The sequence below is a fragment of the uncultured Polaribacter sp. genome (genome assembly GCF_947500975.1).
Classification (GTDB): domain Bacteria; phylum Bacteroidota; class Bacteroidia; order Flavobacteriales; family Flavobacteriaceae; genus Polaribacter.
Map to the genome: position 1 here is coordinate 166,324 of NZ_CANMUE010000003.1, position 17,662 is coordinate 183,985.

At 28.3% G+C, this 17,662-nt stretch carries 15 protein-coding genes; 5 read left to right on the top strand and 10 right to left on the bottom strand.

Annotated elements, in window-relative coordinates; all coding sequences use genetic code 11:
* Positions 1-76 precede the first annotated feature (76 nt).
* From Q0733_RS04500 to Q0733_RS04510, 3 genes are all read left to right on the top strand, one after another.
* Positions 77-1,399, top strand: coding sequence for a serine hydrolase (locus tag Q0733_RS04500; RefSeq protein ID WP_298779474.1), 1,323 nt, complete (start codon positions 77-79; stop codon positions 1,397-1,399).
* A 5-nt stretch (positions 1,400-1,404) separates the two neighbouring features.
* A complete protein-coding gene (locus tag Q0733_RS04505; RefSeq protein WP_298779476.1) occupies positions 1,405-2,694 on the top strand; it encodes an amidohydrolase in 1,290 nt (429 codons plus the stop codon).
* A gap of 61 nt (positions 2,695-2,755) precedes the next feature.
* The gene (locus Q0733_RS04510) at positions 2,756-3,961 is read left to right on the top strand and encodes a hypothetical protein (RefSeq protein WP_298779479.1); all 1,206 of its coding nucleotides are present in this window, start codon (positions 2,756-2,758) and stop codon (positions 3,959-3,961) included.
* Positions 3,962-4,562: 601 nt separating this feature from the next.
* Here the strand turns inward: Q0733_RS04510 and Q0733_RS04515 are convergent.
* Positions 4,563-5,189: a response regulator transcription factor gene (locus tag Q0733_RS04515; protein ID WP_298779481.1), complete on the bottom strand. Its 627-nt coding sequence runs from the start codon at positions 5,187-5,189 to the stop codon at positions 4,563-4,565.
* A 237-nt stretch (positions 5,190-5,426) separates the two neighbouring features.
* On the opposite strand from Q0733_RS04515, the gene Q0733_RS04520 reads away from it, so the two are divergent.
* Both Q0733_RS04520 and Q0733_RS04525 read left to right on the top strand, forming a co-directional pair.
* Positions 5,427-7,304: an ATP-binding protein gene (locus Q0733_RS04520; RefSeq protein WP_298779483.1), complete on the top strand. Its 1,878-nt coding sequence runs from the start codon at positions 5,427-5,429 to the stop codon at positions 7,302-7,304.
* Between the two features lie 129 nt (positions 7,305-7,433).
* Positions 7,434-8,009: a hypothetical protein gene (locus tag Q0733_RS04525; RefSeq protein WP_298779485.1), complete on the top strand. Its 576-nt coding sequence runs from the start codon at positions 7,434-7,436 to the stop codon at positions 8,007-8,009.
* A 95-nt stretch (positions 8,010-8,104) separates the two neighbouring features.
* Here Q0733_RS04525 and Q0733_RS04530 read toward each other — a convergent pair whose 3' ends face one another.
* From Q0733_RS04530 to Q0733_RS04570, 9 genes are all read right to left on the bottom strand, one after another.
* Positions 8,105-9,172, bottom strand: a complete 1,068-nt coding sequence (locus Q0733_RS04530) for a zinc metalloprotease (RefSeq protein ID WP_298779488.1) — start codon at positions 9,170-9,172, stop codon at positions 8,105-8,107.
* A gap of 347 nt (positions 9,173-9,519) precedes the next feature.
* Positions 9,520-10,833 (bottom strand): Fe-S cluster assembly protein SufD, encoded by a 1,314-nt coding sequence (gene sufD, locus Q0733_RS04535; RefSeq protein WP_298779491.1) that lies wholly within the window; start codon positions 10,831-10,833, stop codon positions 9,520-9,522.
* A 58-nt stretch (positions 10,834-10,891) separates the two neighbouring features.
* Positions 10,892-11,641 carry a Fe-S cluster assembly ATPase SufC gene (gene sufC, locus Q0733_RS04540; RefSeq protein ID WP_298779493.1) on the bottom strand — a complete coding sequence of 250 codons (750 nt, stop codon included), beginning with the start codon at positions 11,639-11,641 and terminating at the stop codon, positions 10,892-10,894.
* A 32-nt stretch (positions 11,642-11,673) separates the two neighbouring features.
* Positions 11,674-12,513 (bottom strand): N-acyl homoserine lactonase family protein, encoded by an 840-nt coding sequence (locus Q0733_RS04545; protein WP_298779495.1) that lies wholly within the window; start codon positions 12,511-12,513, stop codon positions 11,674-11,676.
* Between the two features lie 19 nt (positions 12,514-12,532).
* Positions 12,533-13,981: a Fe-S cluster assembly protein SufB gene (gene sufB, locus Q0733_RS04550; protein ID WP_298779497.1), complete on the bottom strand. Its 1,449-nt coding sequence runs from the start codon at positions 13,979-13,981 to the stop codon at positions 12,533-12,535.
* A 13-nt stretch (positions 13,982-13,994) separates the two neighbouring features.
* A complete protein-coding gene (locus tag Q0733_RS04555) occupies positions 13,995-14,324 on the bottom strand; it encodes an iron-sulfur cluster assembly accessory protein (RefSeq protein WP_298779499.1) in 330 nt (109 codons plus the stop codon).
* 107 nt (positions 14,325-14,431) lie between these two features.
* Positions 14,432-15,448, bottom strand: a complete 1,017-nt coding sequence (locus Q0733_RS04560; protein WP_298779501.1) for a cytochrome c peroxidase — start codon at positions 15,446-15,448, stop codon at positions 14,432-14,434.
* 115 nt (positions 15,449-15,563) lie between these two features.
* Positions 15,564-16,319 (bottom strand): MbnP family protein, encoded by a 756-nt coding sequence (locus Q0733_RS04565; RefSeq protein WP_298779503.1) that lies wholly within the window; start codon positions 16,317-16,319, stop codon positions 15,564-15,566.
* A 5-nt stretch (positions 16,320-16,324) separates the two neighbouring features.
* A complete protein-coding gene (locus tag Q0733_RS04570) occupies positions 16,325-17,650 on the bottom strand; it encodes a hypothetical protein (protein ID WP_298779505.1) in 1,326 nt (441 codons plus the stop codon).
* Between the last annotated feature and the right edge of the window lie 12 nt (positions 17,651-17,662).

Here is a 17,662-nt window from a genome sequence, read left to right on the forward strand (position 1 = left end):
GATAAACCTTGAAGTTTTAAACTGATAAAAAAGTCAATATGAATTGCTTATTTTTACATACTATTATACTATACTTATGAAAATTTTTAAGAAAATATTATTAGTTTTACTTGTAATTATAACCATTGCAATTGTATACAATTACCCTAAATTAAATATTTTAGCAGGATATTCTGCCAAAAATATGGCTTCATCTGTATTTGTTGCTGATAGAACTTTAGAGTTTACAGATAAAAACGATAATAATTTTTCTCCAATAAATTTAGCTTCTGATAAAATTGATGAAAACGAAAAATCTGCATCTGCAAGTGCTTTTGGTTTGTTAACCAGAAAAGCTTTTTATAGAGAAGGTTTAGGGACTGTTTTAGCTTTAAAAAAAGAAGATTTAACTAAGCAATATTTAACTCCTAAAAGGTTAAAAGTTGACAATATAACTCCTTATCCTTACGGAAATGGAGCACAAAAAGATACTGTTTTTACCAATGTTGATTATCAAAAAATAGAAAAAGCTATTGATAAGCTATTTGATTCAATCAATAAAACTAGAGCAACTTTGGTTATTTATAAAGACCAAATAATTGCAGAACGTTATGCAGATGGTTTTGATAAAAATTCTAAAATTTTAGGTTGGTCTATGACTAAAAGTATAACGAGTACTTTGTTTGGAATTTTAGAACATCAAAATAAAATAGATATACAGGCAAAAGCACCTTTTGAAGAATGGAAAAATGATGAAAGAAGCCAAATTACTATTCATAATTTACTACAAATGAATTCGGGTTTAGAATGGGATGAAGATTATAATACCATTTCGGATGTTTCTAAAATGTTATTTTTAGAACGTGATATGACCAAAATTCAAAAAGAAAAACCTTTGGTTGGTAAACCAAATGAAAGCTGGAATTATTCATCAGGAACTACAAATTTGTTATCAGGAATTTTAAGAAGTCAATTTAAAACGCACCAAGAATATTTAGATTTTTGGTATACTGCTTTAATTGATAAAATTGGCATGAATTCTATGGTAGTTGAAACTGATTTAGATGGTAATTATGTTGGTTCTTCTTATGCTTGGGCAACTCCAAGAGATTGGTCAAAATTAGGGTTGTTATATTTACATCATGGAAATTGGAATGGAGAAACACTATTTACAAAAGAATGGGTAAAATATGCCACTACACCAACTCCAAAGTCAAACGGAGAATATGGAGCACAAATCTGGTTAAATGCTGGTAAAGTATATCCAAATGCACCCAAAAACCTATTTTCGTTTAATGGTTATCAAGGTCAGAATGTTTATGTGCTACCCGATCAGGAATTGGTAATTGTTAGAATGGGGTTGTCTAAAAATGCCGATGTTGATGATTTTTTAAAAAATATAACGAACTCTATAAATTAATAAAAATGAAAAAAATAAATTTAATTATCTTATTTATAGCTAGTATTTCTAGTATAAATGCGCAAAATTATGATTCAAAAATAAATGAATTTTCAACAGAAGTTGAAGATAAAGTTATAGAATGGAGAAGGCATTTTCATCAAAATCCAGAACTTTCTAATAGAGAGTATAAAACAGCAAAATATATTGCTAAGCATCTTAAAAGTTTAGGCTTTGAAGTGCAAGAAGGTGTTGCAAAAACAGGTGTAGTTGCTATTTTAAAAGGAGATAAGCCAGGAAAAGTAGTTGCTTTAAGAGCAGATATAGATGCTTTGCCAGTTACAGAAAGAAATAATTTGTCTTTTAAATCGGAAGTAAAATCTACCTATAATGGTAAAGAAACTGGTGTTATGCATGCTTGTGGGCACGATTCTCATACCGCTATTTTAATGGGTGTAGCGGAAGTATTATCAAAAATGAAAAAAGACATTCATGGTACAGTTAAATTTATTTTTCAACCAGCAGAAGAAGGTGCTCCAAAAGGAGAAGAAGGTGGTGCTGAATTAATGGTAAAAGAAGGTGTTTTAGAGAACCCAAAGGTTGATGCCATTTTTGGATTACATATTGGAGCCGGAAATAATGTGGGTACTATTAGTTATAAACCTGGCGGAATAATGGCAGCTTCTCAATCTTATGAAATTAATGTAAACGGAAAACAATCTCACGGTTCTAGACCTTGGCATGGTGTTGATCCAATAGTAACATCTGTTCAAATTATTAATGGTTTACAAACAATAATTAGTAGAGAATCTGAACTAACTAAAGAGGGTGCAGTAATTACTGTTGGTATGATTAACGCAGGAATTAGAAGTAATATAATTCCAGAAAAAGCAAAAATAGTTGGTACTATTAGAACTTTAGATTATGATATGCAAAATTTTATAAATAAAAGAATGAAAGAAATGGTACCTGCAATTGCAAAAGCTCATAGAGCTACCGCAACAATTGAGATTGAAAAAGGGTATCCAATTACTTATAATGATGAAAAATTAACTTCTAAAATGTTACCTACTTTGCAGAGGATTGCAAAAAAAGAAAATGTATTAGAAATTGATGCAATTACTGGTGCAGAAGATTTTTCTTTTTATCAACAAAAAGTTCCTGGTTTGTACTTTTTTTTAGGAGGAAAATCTATTAATGTTAAACCAGAGGATGCTGCAGGGCATCACACACCAGATTTTATGTTAGATGAAAGTGGTTTTCTTCTAGGTGTTAGAACATTAACGGCTTTAACCTTAGATTTTTTGAGTAATTAGTTATTTGTTTAGCAATTTAATAAGTAAGTATATACTTAAGTTGTAGGTAATCTAAAAAAAAATGAACTGTATTTGGTGCAATATAAAAACGTCTTCGAGTAAATCTGATAAAGGGAAAAGAGAATATGCCAACAACGAACATATATTCCCTGCACATCTATACAAAAATAGTGAATTAAAAAGACCATCTCTCTTTTTAAAACAGGGCAAAGTTTGTGAAGCTTGCAATAACAGGTTAGGTCATATTGATAAGTCTTTGAAATACAGAGATAATATGATGTTAAAAAAATTTCAAGATGCAAACCAAATTTTTAATGAACCACCTGGCAGAAAAGGAAAAAAAAGAGATAGAAAGAGAAAGCTGGAAGAGTCTACTGAAATTAGACATCATAACAATTCAACAGTTGTTAAAAGAGAGGGAAGCAGTACTTCATTTATAAATCCAACTTTTTTTAAATATGACGAAAAATTCAGTAAAGCAATTCATAAATGTGCAGTGAATGTCCTTTATAATGAATTAGAATACGATTATATGAAAAGTCATTTTTCAAAATTAATTGAATTTGTTAACTCATCTGAAAACAATTTTAGTGAATGGTCATTTGCTGTATGTTTCAGTAATCCAAATAGCAACTCATATTTTGAACCTGCTTGTTTTCAAAAAATAATTATAAATGATGTAATTGTCGCTTTGGCATTACTCCTTCCTTCTGCTATATATTTAGTTGGGACAAAACCGAATTTAATAAATGTTGATTTTTTAAAGAATAATGCCTCAGGATTTCGTGATTTTATAGATTGGGATGATGAGAATTTTAAGTTATCAGAATGTTTTTTAGAGAGTCCATATTTTGCAAAGAAAAGTTTTAAAACTTTTGGAGAAAAAGTTAAATATTCACTTATTAAAAAAGAAATAAAAGGGAAACCAAATCCAAAAGACAGTTTTTATTTACTTGTTAAATGTAAAACCTGTGGTCAAACAAACCCAACTGGAGTTATGTTGCCAAAGAAATCAGCATTGGATAAAATTAATGGTTTGAGTTCTGGAAATAAAAATAGTTGGAATTTTCATTCAAAAGAAGATTTGGATATTTTGTGTCCAAATGTTAAGTTTTCAGAATCATTCGTTAAAGATTTTGAACTGAAATATGGTATAAACTATACACCTGAGAATGATGTAAAAAAAATGAATATCTCAAATTGTAAAGCTCAATGCATAAATTGTAATGACTTAATAATATACGAGGCTAAAGATTGTTTCTTATGAGAAGACTACCTACAACAATATATAAAAAAGATAGGGCGTTTGTGTTAAATAAAAAGGTCTGTGAATATTAACAAAGTTCGCTAAATATAAGAATTGACTATAAAGGTTATGAAGGTGACTGGAAACTTGATGAAATAGATTTAGCTATATTTAATTTTTTTGAGACAGATATAAATATTGAACTGAAATAACAAGTGGCTGAAAGAGCTTTTAAAAATCCTTATACTAACCATTGATCATTAATTATTTAGTAACGATACTGCTAAACCAAACAACAAAACAGAAACATTATAACTTTTAATAGAATTGTAAAACGACAAAAATTTATTTTTTGGATGTTTTTTTATGGCTTTTTTTTTCAAAATTTAATAATTGTTAAAAAAAGAAGCAAGTAATTTTCTAATTTAAATAAGCGTAAAGAGCATCATGAGTGATAATGAGTAAAGAATTTTGGGGGGAAAGATCTTTACGCTTATTTTAAAATAGCTATTAGGGAATAATATTTCGATGTAAAATTATGCTTTATTGGGTTTATAAAGCCTATTAAAAATTCATAGTTGTTTAGTAGGGTAATAAATAATTTTTAAAATAGTAGAATAAACTATTTATTTAAAAGCTTTTTAAGTTCTTTTAAAGCTTCAGGTTTAGAAGAAACATTCAATTTTGTGTAAATGTTTTGTATATGATAATTAACAGTGCTGGTAGATATAAATAATTGATCTGCTATTGTTTTATAGCTATTTCCTTTCATTAAAAGGTTTACAACTTCGTTTTCTCTTTCAGAAAATAGTTCAATTTTTTTCTCATGAAAAAACTCAATTAATTTTCTAGAAACATCATTGCTTAAAGGTGCGCCGCCTTGTTGTAAAGATTCTAAAGAGTTTAATAAATTTTGTTGTTTAACGGGTTTTGTTATATAACCATCTACAAGACTTTTTAATGAATCTATGATGTGAGTTAAATCATCATGAATACTTAGAATTAATATCTTTACTTCAGGCTTTAGATTTTTATAGCGCTTAACTCCTTCAATTCCACTTAAGCCTGGTAAAGAAATATCACTTAAAACAATATCGGGGTCTGTTTCTTTAAATTCCTCTAAAGCATCTTCTACACACTCATAATCTGCAACAAGGTAATAGTTATCAAAAGACTTAAAATAGTATTTATAGGCTTCTCTAATTGCCATTTCATCTTCAATTATAATAACTCTTTTTTTTAATGTCATTTTAACTAATGAATTTAGGTATCTAAGCGTAAAAATATTTACATCTAAAATATAAAAAATCTACTAAATAATTACTTTTTAAAGTAAATTTAAAAAGTAATTATTATTAGACATCTAAAAAAAAGTGTAAATTTAGATGTTAATACAGATGAATAAATTTTAACTGCAACCACAATAATAATGATACTTAAATATCGTATTTACTTTTCAATAAAAAAAAGTTTTTTATATCTGACATTGGTATTATTATTTAATAATAATTTTATTTTATATTCTCAAAAAGGGTTAAATGATGAGGTTCAGTATATTATAGAAAATAATGCTAACAAAAAGTATATTGATAGTATTTCTAACCTTATAAATAAAAAAAAGAATTTAAAACAAATAAAGTACAATTGTATTTTATCATATTATTTTTATAACAAAAATTTAGATACTTCATTACTTTATTCTCAAAAAGCACTAGAAATTGCTACTACGTTAGGTGATAAAAGCACGATTTTAGATATTCAAAGATCACTTATTAGAATTTATAAAAGAAAAGGAGATTACACATCAGCTATATTTTATACACAAGAAATAATAAAGGATAATTATAAAACTAAAGATTTTAATGACCTAACTCTTAACTATAAAATTTTAGGAAATGCTTATTATAATATGGGTAATTATGGTCAAGCTTTAAAATATTTAAGAAAAAACTTTATATACCTTAAATATTCAGCTGATTCTAACAGGGTTGCCAACGCTTATAGTATTTATGGGTTAATACTTGCTGAAAAAAATAAAATTGATAGCGCTACTTTTTATGTGAAAAAAGCAATTGACATAAATAAAAATCACGGAAATAAAATGACTTCAAGGTATTATATTAATAATCTTGGAAAAATATATTATTTAAATAAAGATTATATTATGGCTCTTAAATATTATAATCAATCTGAATCATTGCGTGAAAAAGATGATACGCCTATAGTTAATATATATAATTTTTACGGAAAATCTGAAGTTTATGAAAAACTAAATCAATATAAATTAGCTATTTATAATGCTGAAGAAGGCTTAAAATTATCGAAAGAAGTTGGTATTAAAGATCAAATTAAAAAAGGATATTACTTACTCTACCAACTTCATAAAAAAACGAAAAATTTTACTCAATCTATAAAAGATTTAGAGCTACATAATATTTATAATGATAGTATTAATAGTTTTAATCTGTTAAACTCTGTACAGTCATTAAACCTTAATTTTAATATAAGAGAGGCAGAACTGTTAAGAAAAAATACTGAACAAAAAAATAAGCTATTAGAATTAGATGTTAAAGGCAAAAATAACATGCTTATAATTGCTATTCTTATCATAAGTTTATTATTGATTTTATACAGTATAAAACTCAGAATTAAAAACATAAAAATTCATAAAATTTTAGATGAAAAAATAAAATTAGAAAACACAATTGATAGGATAGAAGATAGTATTGCTAAAGATTTTCATGATAATTTTGGTAATAGAATAACAAGCGCACTTTCTAGTTATTATATAGTAAAAGATTTTAACAAAAAAGATGGTTCACTACCTAAAGAAATGGTTAAATTTTTAGATTTAATTGAAAAAAGTTTACTACCTCTTTCTGATGACATTAAAGATCTGTTATGGGCAATAAACCCATATAATAACAAATTAAAAGCATTAGTAGAAAAACTAAAAAGCGTAGCTCAAGAAAAAAATAAAATATATGATGGTGAAATAGTATTTATAACAAAAAACCTATCAGATAATGAGTTTAGATTACCTAAACTTACAAACAGACAAATTTTATTAATTATAAAAGAATCTTTAAATAATGCAATAAAATACTCTAAAAGTGAAAGAATTGAAATCATATTATCTAATACTACCGACAGAATGGTAAAAATTGAGTGTAAAGATTATGGTATTGGTTTTAATATTGACAATTTAAAAAGAGTTAATGGAATTAATCACCTAAAAGAGCGATCTGCTTTAATAGATTTTAATATAAATATTAAATCTGAAATAAGAAAAGGTACATCTATAATTTTAACTAGTAAACACCCTATGCTTTTAGTTGTAAAAAAGGATGATAAAGTTGCTTAACTTAAAAGTTATAAATAATATGAGTTTGTATTATTAGTTGTAAACTATAAGAATTAAATAATGAAAGAAAATAAACTCATTTCAGTATCAAGAGATATTTTTATTGAAGAATTATCAAAGCATACCTTTTTGGAAAGTTACAAATCTTGTGTTAGTAAAAGTTATGATGAAAAATATGATCAAGAATTCCAAATTTATTTTGGAGATATAGATAATGACGAGTTTTTAAAATTTGATGCACTAAATATTATTATAATTGGAAATATTAAAACTAAATGGTTAAATGCAGTCAATAATTATACTTTAGGATACGATGAAGGTGGAAGTATATTTATTACAGGGAATGTTGATTGTAGTTATTTTAGTAATCACTATGGTAAATTAATTGTTATCGGAGATTCATTGAAAGTAAATAAAATATTAGATAATGCATTCGAAGATTCTGCTTTGATAATTAAGAACAATTTGACCACAGAATATTTTAATGGACTGGATATCTGGGCTGAAGCTGGAGGTTTTATAAAAATAGAATATGGAGACGGTTACTGCTTACCTTTAGGCTATACCAACGCTAAAGAACAAGCCGTTAAACCAAAAAATTCTGAAAGTGAATCTCATCAATTCTTAGGAATTGAAGATAAAATAACTGAATATGGTGATAGAGAGAGTTTAGTTAGAGAAATAATAGAACAAAACAATAATTAAACTGCTTACAACAATGCACTATAAGTAATTAAAAAAACAAAGTTATCTAAAATTATTTTAGATAACCTTGTTAAGATATTATGTAGAAACTTAAATTATTTAATCATAGAGGCTCTAAAACCTCCTTTTCTAAAGTAGCTTCTAGCTTTATTTCTTTGTCCGTCTGTAAATATAGTTAAACAACGATCATCTCTATAATCCATAAAATTCATGTTCATATCAACAGTCCCACAAGTACTTTCGTTTTTATCACAGCCAAAATATGGTACTTGAGAATTTGGAGTATCTTTAATTTCATCATCAAGTTTACATCCATCTTTATCCTTTACAGCATCTCCCCAAACATGATATAATCCTACATAATGACCTATTTCATGTGTTGCAGTTCTTCCTCTATCAAAAGGAGCTTCAACATAACCTTTTGTACCAAAATATTGGGGCTGTATAACAACTCCATCTTTCCAAGCTTTTGCCCCAGGAAATGTTGCAAACCCTAAAGTTTCATTTTTTAATGGAGTAACCCAAATGTTTAAATGTGTATTTGGAGTTTTAGCTTTATAGTTTCTTTTAAAACGATTGTTATCTTTAAAAGGAACACTATTGTTTTTATATCTAAAAACTTTTTTTAATACAAATCTAAAACCCATACTAGTTACGTCGTTTTTAAAACGAGCAGGTAAACCAGTGTAGTTTTTATTTTTAAAATCATTATTCAAAACAGCAATTTGAGAAGTAATTTGAGAATAAGAAATATTTTGTTTAGCAGTTTTATATATTACATGTACATATACAGGTATTGTAATAAAACCTAAACCATCATTTATTGGTTTTACATCTATATCAGGGTCTGCAGTTCTATAATCTCCATTTGATACAATTTCTTCTTTTTCTTGTAAATATTTTTTTACGTTATACTCAATATCATACATTCTGGCTCTTAATGAAGGATCTTCTTTTAGATCTTCTTTTAAAAGATCCATTGTAGCACATCTATGATCTCTTCTAGATGGAGGTTGAGAATCAAAAACAGCTTCAAAATTGCTCATGTCAACAGACATGTTGTCTTGAGTATCTGCTTCATTTTCTGGCAATAAGTTGTCGTTAGTTTCACAACTAAGTGTAATAAATAAGATTGCAAATAGAAATGGGTAAATTTTTTTCATAATAGAAAATATTAGGGTTAATGATTAAAAAGGGTGTTTAAAAAAAACACAAACTAGCATATATGTTTTATATTAAACATTTTAAAGATGCTAAAGTATATATTATTGTTTGTTTTTAACAATAATATTCCAATTTTTTGTTAAAAAAACTAAATTAATTTTAGTAATATCAGTTTTTTTTATGAATTATATAATATTTTAAGAATATTAACAGATTATAATAAAAAAGATTTTTATTAGTATTACTGTCATTATAACTAATGATTAATTTAAAAACATAAAATAAACCAAACAAAAAAACCACGCAATTTGCGTGGTTAATATTTTTAACAAAATAATTTTTTTACTTATAAATCAAACCCAATATGAACACCTAATTTCTGAGCAATTAACTTAGTAATACGTTGTTTAACTTCTGGTATTTTTACACTTTCTAAAACTGTATTGGCAAAAGCAAACATCAATAAAGCTTTCCCTTCTTTTTCAGGAATTCCCCGTTGTTGCATATAAAATAAAGCATCATCATCTAATTGACCAATGGTACAACCGTGAGAACATTTTACATCATCAGCAAAAATTTCTAGCTGAGGTTTTGCATTAACAGTAGCTTTATCACTTACCAAAACATTGTTGTTTTGCTGGTAAGCATTTGTTTTTTGCGCTTCTTTATTTACAATTACTTTACCATTAAAAACACCTGTAGAACGCTCATTATAAATACCTTTATAATCTTGATGAGATTCACAATTAGGCTCAATATGATGTACTAAAGTATGATGATCTACATGTTGTTTTCCTTCTAAAATGGTAATTCCTTTTAAAATAGAATCTATATGTTCTCCATTCTGATAAAAATTTAAATTGTTTCTAGTAATATTTCCTCCAAAAGAAAAAGTATGTACAGAAACTACACTATTTGATTTTTGATCAACGTAAGTGTTATCAACTAAAGAAGCATTAATATTATCATTCTGGATTTTGTAAACATCTACAGTTGAGTTTTTTGCAGAAAAAATTTCTGTAACTACGTTAGATAAAACTGCGTTTGATGTTAAACTTTGATGACGCTCAATAATTTGAACATGTGCATTTTCTTCCACCACAATTAAATTACGTGGTTGCGTCATTGTTGCAACTTCAGAACCTGTTGTAAAATTGATAATTTGAATTGGTTTTTCTACCTCAACATTTCTAGGAATATTAATGTAGGCACCTTCACTTGCAAATGCTGTATTTAAAGATGTTAAGTTATCTTGTTTGGCAACTTTATTAAAATAGTTTTCAATAACAGGCTTGTATTTTGCTTTTTTTAATGCAGATGACATTAAGCAAACATCAATCGTATCATGTATTGTTTCTGATAAGAAAGAGCTGTATTTACCATCAATAAATACTATTTTATAAGTGTCTATATCATGAATAAAATATTTTTTTACATCAGATAATTCAATGGATACTTCTTTATTTGGAAAGATGCTAAAATCGTTCTTTAAAACTGAGTTTAAAGATGTGTATTTCCAAGCTTCTAATTTTTTTGTAGGGAAACCTACTTTATCAAAATTTTCTAAAGCTTTAGTTCTAATGTTATGAATATCAGAATTGATATCCAGTCCATTTTCAAAAGCTACATATGATGATAATATTTTTTCTTTTAATTCCATTTCTTTCAGTATTCGGTATTCAGTCTTTAACTGTAAAATATGACTGATTTACTGTTTATTAAATCAATTCTTGCTTAATCCAATCATATCCTTTTGCTTCTAATTCTAAAGCCAAAGAAGCATCACCAGTTTTTACAATTTTACCATCGTGTAAAACGTGTACAAAATCTGGTACTATATAATCTAGCAAACGTTGGTAGTGTGTAATTACAATTACAGCATTATCTTTAGATTTTAGCTTGTTTACGCCATTTGCAACGATACGCAAAGCATCAATATCTAAACCTGAATCTGTTTCATCTAAAATAGCTAATTTTGGCTCTAACATTGCCATTTGAAAGATTTCGTTACGTTTCTTTTCTCCACCAGAAAAACCTTCGTTTAAAGAGCGAGATAAAAATTTACGATCTATTTCTAACAATTCAGATTTTTCGCGAATCATTTTTAACATATCCTTAGCAGGCATATCTTCTAACCCTTTTGCTTTACGAGTCTCATTAATTGCTGTTTTAATAAAATTGGTAACAGAAACTCCAGGAATTTCTACAGGATATTGAAAAGATAAAAACACACCATTATGTGCTCTTTCTTCAGGTGCTAATTCGCCAATATCTTCTCCATTTAATTCTATTATTCCATCAGTAACCTCATACTCTTCTTTACCAGCAATAACGTTAGCAAGTGTACTTTTACCGGCACCATTTGGCCCCATAATTGCATGAACTTCACCAGCTTTTACTTCTAAATTCAATCCTTTTAAAATTGATTTTTCTTCTATGTTTGCGTGTAAATTGTTAATTTTTAACATCGTTTTTTAAGCTATTTGCTTTAAGCTTTTGGCTATAAGCTATTTAATAAATTCTTTAATTTTTCGTAATCTTTTGGAGAATGTTGTATGATAACTTCTGCATTTTTTTCTTTGGCAAAAGCTTCAAACTTATCCATACTTTCTAATGTTTGTGTAACATTATAATTAAAAGATGGCACTCCTTTGTTGGTTCTATTTTCTTCAAAATGATACAAATCGCCAGTTAATAAAACAGGTTTTTCTAAACCAGCGACTTCAACATATAAAACTTGATGCCCAATTGTATGACCAGGCATGTATTTTATAACTACTGTTCCATCACCAAAAACATCATAATCTCCATTTAGTTTTTTAACTTTTGAAAGTTCTGCCACGGCAGGATTTTTTTGTTTTAAAGTATCACTAGCAACAGTATTGAATTCGTTTTCTTGTACCAACCAAGTTGCATCTTTTAATAAATTTGCATGCCCTGTGTGATCAAAATGAGAGTGAGACATTGCAAAATGTGTAAAATCTTCAATTTTAAAACCTATCGATTTTAATTGATTTGCTAAAGAATCTGGTCTTTGAATTCTAAAAATTCCACTAGGTTCATCAAATGGTTCCGGCAATACTAATTGTTCTGGCAAACCAGCATCCCACATTAAGTTTCCTTTTGGGTGAGAAATTACATAATACGCATCTGTAAATTGCTTTGTTTGTCCGGTATAAGTTGTGTCTTGAGAAAAAACTTCTAATTTTTTCACAAAAATAGAACCACCAACTAATTGATACAATTTTACTTTTGGTTTAGAAATTTCTTCAACCTTTTTTTCTGATTTTTTACAGCTTACAATACTAATTGCGAGCAATAAGAAAAGTATTTTTTTCATTTTATAAATTCTTTGAATTTTATCCTACTGAACCTTCTAAAGAAATTTCCAATAATTTTTGAGCTTCTACAGCAAATTCCATTGGTAATTTGTTTAAAACTTCTTTACTAAATCCGTTTACAATTAAAGCGATTGCTTTTTCAGTATCAATTCCACGTTGATTACAGTAAAATAATTGCTCTTCACCAATTTTACTGGTTGTTGCTTCGTGTTCTATTTGTGCCGATTTATTTTTTACTTCGATATAAGGAAAAGTGTGTGCACCACAAGCATTACCCATCAATAATGAATCACATTGAGAGAAATTACGAGCATTTTCTGCTCTCGAATTTATTTGAACTAATCCTCTATAAGAATTTTGAGATTGACCAGCAGAAATACCTTTAGAAATAATGGTAGATTTTGTATTTTTACCCAAATGAATCATTTTAGTACCTGTATCAGCTTGCTGAAAATGGTTGGTAACAGCAATAGAATAAAATTCTCCTATAGAGTTATTTCCTTTTAAAATACAAGAAGGATATTTCCAAGTTACAGCAGAACCTGTTTCTACTTGTGTCCAAGAAATTTTTGCATTTGTTTCGCATAAACCTCTTTTAGTTACAAAGTTAAATACCCCACCTTTACCGTTTGCATCACCAGGATACCAGTTTTGTACAGTTGAGTATTTAATTTCTGCATCATCCATTGCAATTAATTCTACAACAGCTGCGTGTAATTGATTTTCATCTCTACTTGGTGCAGTACAGCCCTCTAAATAAGAAACATAGCTTCCTTTATCTGCAACAACAAGTGTTCTTTCAAACTGACCTGTTCCGCCTTCATTAATTCTAAAATAGGTTGATAATTCCATAGGACACTTTACTCCTTTTGGAATGTAACAGAAAGATCCATCAGAAAAAACTGCCGAATTTAATGCCGCATAAAAGTTGTCTGTTGTTGGTACAACCGTTCCTAAATATTTACGAACCAACTCTGGATGTTCTTGAATTGCTTCAGAAATTGGCATAAAAATTATTCCTTTTTCACCTAATGTTTTCTTAAAAGTTGTTGCAACAGAAACAGAATCCATTACAATATCTACAGCAACATTGGCTAACTTTTTTTGTTCGTCTAAAGAAATTCCTAAACGTTTAAAAGTGTCTAACAATTCAGGATCTACTTCATCTAAAGAATTTAATTTTGGTTTTTTCTTTGGAGCAGAATAGTAGGCTATTTCTTGAAAATTAGGTTTTTCGTAATTTACGTTTGCCCAATCTGGCTCTTCCATTTGTTCCCAAACTCTAAAAGCTTCTAATCGCCATTCTGTCATCCATTCTGGCTCATTTTTCTTTTTAGAAATTGCTCTAACTACATCTTCATTTAACCCATTAGCAAATGTTTCACTTTCTATATCTGTATAAAAACCATATTCATATTCTTTGGTTTTTAATTCTTGTTCTAAATCTTCTTCAGTATACTTTGACATCTTTTACTAATTTTTAAAGTGAAAATGACTCACCACAACCACAAGTTCTATTTGCGTTTGGATTATTAAAAACAAAACCTTTACCGTTTAAACCTCCAGAATATTCTAATGTTGTTCCTACTAAATATAAAAAACTCTTTTTATCAACAATAATTTTTACATTATTTTCTTCAAAAACTTTATCGTTTTCTAGTTTTGTTTTATCAAAAGTTAAATCATAAGATAAACCTGAACAACCACCACTTTTTACGCCAACTCTCACAAAATCGTTTGCTGCGTCAAAGCCATCTTCAGTCATTAATTCTATGACTTTTTTCTTTGCTGTGTCTGAAACTTTTATCATAATTTTATAATAGATTAAATCTAAATTGAGTGCAAATATACGATATAAGTCGTATAAAAAGTACAAACTTTCATTATGAAACTTAATACAATAATTGGTTTTATCGATTATTCTTTAAAGTCGGTATTATTAATAAAATCAAAATCGGAAAGTGTTAGTAGAAAAGCTTTTAAATCTGCTTTATCTTTAGAGGATAAATTTACACCACCTTGGTTTACTTTTTTCATTAAAGGATCTATGGTTGAGGATGGCTGTAATCCTTCTGAATAATGATTGATAACTTCTTCTAAAGTTGCAAATCTGCCATCATGCATATAAGGTGCTGTAAATGCTAAATTTCTTATTGATGGCGATTTAAATTTTCCATTATCTGCAGGATCACCAGTTATTGCGCCCAAACCTAAATCAGAAAAATTACTATCTAAACCATTATTATGAAAAGCATTGTCTGTCCATAGCGGATTATTATTACTGCCATGGCAATGAAAACAATCGCCTCTTGCTTCATCCATAAAAATGTCAAAACCGTTTTGTTCTTCAGAGGTTAAGGTAGTTTCGCCTAGTAAAAATTGATCAAATTTAGAATTGCCAGAAATTAATGTTCTTTCATATTGGGCAATTGCTTTTGTTACTAAGGTAGAATCTATTGTTAAAGTACCAAAAGCTTGTAAAAAAAGGGTTGGGTATTCTGTATGATTTTGTAATTTTTCTATAACTGTTTTCCAATCTGAATTCATCTCTGTAGGATTAGAAACGGGTTCTAAAGCTTGATTTTCTAAACTAAACTCTTTTCCATCCCAGGCAAAACGTTCATCAAAATTCCAAGCTAAATTGAATAATGGCATGGAGTTTCTTGTTCCAAAATCACCATCAATTCCGTTACTAAATTGAGCGTCGTCTGTAAATGCATTTGTTGGATTATGACAACTTGCACATGATTGTGTTTCGTCACCAGAAAGGATTGTATCAAAAAACAATTTTTTACCTAAAGCAATACCTTCAACTGTTAATGGATTATTTGTTGGTATTATTGGTGCAATTAATTTATCTGTAAAAAGTGTTGGAATTTCTAAGTTATATGGAATTGGTGTATAAATTTCTTCTTCTTTAGATGAGCAGTTCATCAGAAGTAAAAAGGAGAGAAAAAATAGATAGTTATTTTTCATTATTTAAAAGTTATTGTCAGGAATGAAGAACCTTTTTTTATGGGTTTGCTTCGTTCCTCGCAATGACAACTCTTTAATTTATATCACCTAAAGAAAAAACGGTTTTACCATTTGCACTCATCATTTTTTGTGCTTCAAAATTGGGCATTAAAACGGTGTTAAGCTCATTTAAGTTCCAAGTATTTGGGTTTTTAAACCACTCTGCAATGTTTACTTTAACTTCTACAATTGCATTATTGGTAATTTCTACTGTTCCTAAATCTACTTCAAAAGAAGTGTCTTCGAAAATTAAATTATTGGTGTCAGACATGTCTACGGCTCTAATTGCATGGTAATTAAAGCTTGCATCTTCATTATTTGTGTCTTTATATTTTCCATCAAATTGCATAAAATGATAACCGCCACCCATCATTTCAGGAACGTTAAAGGATACTGAATTTAAGTCTTGATAAATACCATCTGTATTATCTGCATCTGCAAAACCAAATGTGAATTTTAAGTTATTTGTGCCTTGATTTATATCAGTAAAATTGATTTCTAAATCTGTATTTTCTCCAATATTAATTAGATTATAGTTTTTAATTTGAGAATCTAATGTAATGTTAGAAACTAAATATCTTAATTTTTCTATACTTACTAACTCTCCATTTTCGGTTGTGAATTTAAAATCATTAAAATCGGTTGCTGTAATTGGAGTACCATCCCAGTTATGAGTAAATTTTAAAGTGACAGTAACCGTTTCTGGAAATACGCAACAATCTAGTTTATTTTTGTTACAGGCAGTAAAAAACAATACGCTAGATATTAATATTAATGCAAATTTTTTCATTTTTATTATTTTATATTGATTATTAATGCGTCAGAAAAACCTTTATTTTCTGTAATATCTCCATTAAAACTACTACTTTCTCCAACGCTAATTATTGTTTTATTATTTAGTTCTATTGCGTCATACAAAAAGTCAATTTCTGTTCCGCCAATAAATTTTTGCCATACAATATTGGCAGAATCATCTACTTTTAAAACCCAAGCATCATTTTGGCCTTGATTAGAAAAAATGCTATCAGAACTACGAGAACTTCCTGCAATTACAAATCCGTTATCTTGAGTTTTTGATATTGAACGAGCAACATCAAAACTTGTTGATCCAATTGTTTTTTCCCAAATAAGAGTTCCTTCATTAGAAATTTTTATCATCCATAAATCTGCTGCTCCATTGTTAATGGCAACATCAATATCAAAGCTTCTTGTGTCTCCAATAACTATAAAATTACCATCATCTGTTGCGGTAATTGCTCTTGGTTCATCAATTTGCGAACCGCCAAAACTTTGTTCCCAAATAAGGGCTCCATCTGCAGAAATTTTTAAAATCCAAAAATCATAGGTGCCTTTATTATTAGAAATATTAAAATCTTCACTGTCTGAAGAAGCTGCAATTATGTAATTATTATCGGTAGTTTCTACAATTCCAAATGGTGTATCGGTAAAGGAGCCTCCATAAAATTTACTCCATTCTAAAGTTCCGGAGTTATTAAGTTTTATTGCCCAAATATCTCCTCCTGCATGTTTATTGGAAGTTTTAGAATTGCCTTGCCCGCCAGAAGCAGTTACATCTAAAACACCAGTTAATAGAAATCCATTATCTGAGGTTTGTAGTAAAGTGGTACCATAATCTGCACCAGAAAAGCCAAAAGTTTTTTGCCAAGTAATATTTCCATCTGCTGTAATTTTTATCACCCAAAAATCTTGAGAACCGGCGTTGGTAGTTACGTTTCCATCATTACTTTTACTGTAGCCTAAAAGTGCAAAACCACCATCATTTGTAGCAATTATATCTGCTCCTCTATCATCATCAGTTCCTCCAAAAGTTTTACTCCAAATTAAAATGTCTTCGGATGAGAATTTCATCACCCAAAAATCGAAACTTTCATTGTTTTTGGTGTTGATATCAAAATTATTACTTTGTGTAAAACCTAATACTGCATAGCCACCATCAGCAGTTTTTACTACAGAATTTAAAGTTTCGTTATTTGTGCCTCCAAGAGTTTTTACAGTAATTGTTTCTGCAAAATTATTATTAGTTGTAGATTCTTGTATAATTTCTTTTTTGGAACAATTATACAGTAAAAGAAAACATGCTATGTAATAGATTCTTTTCATAAATTGATAAAA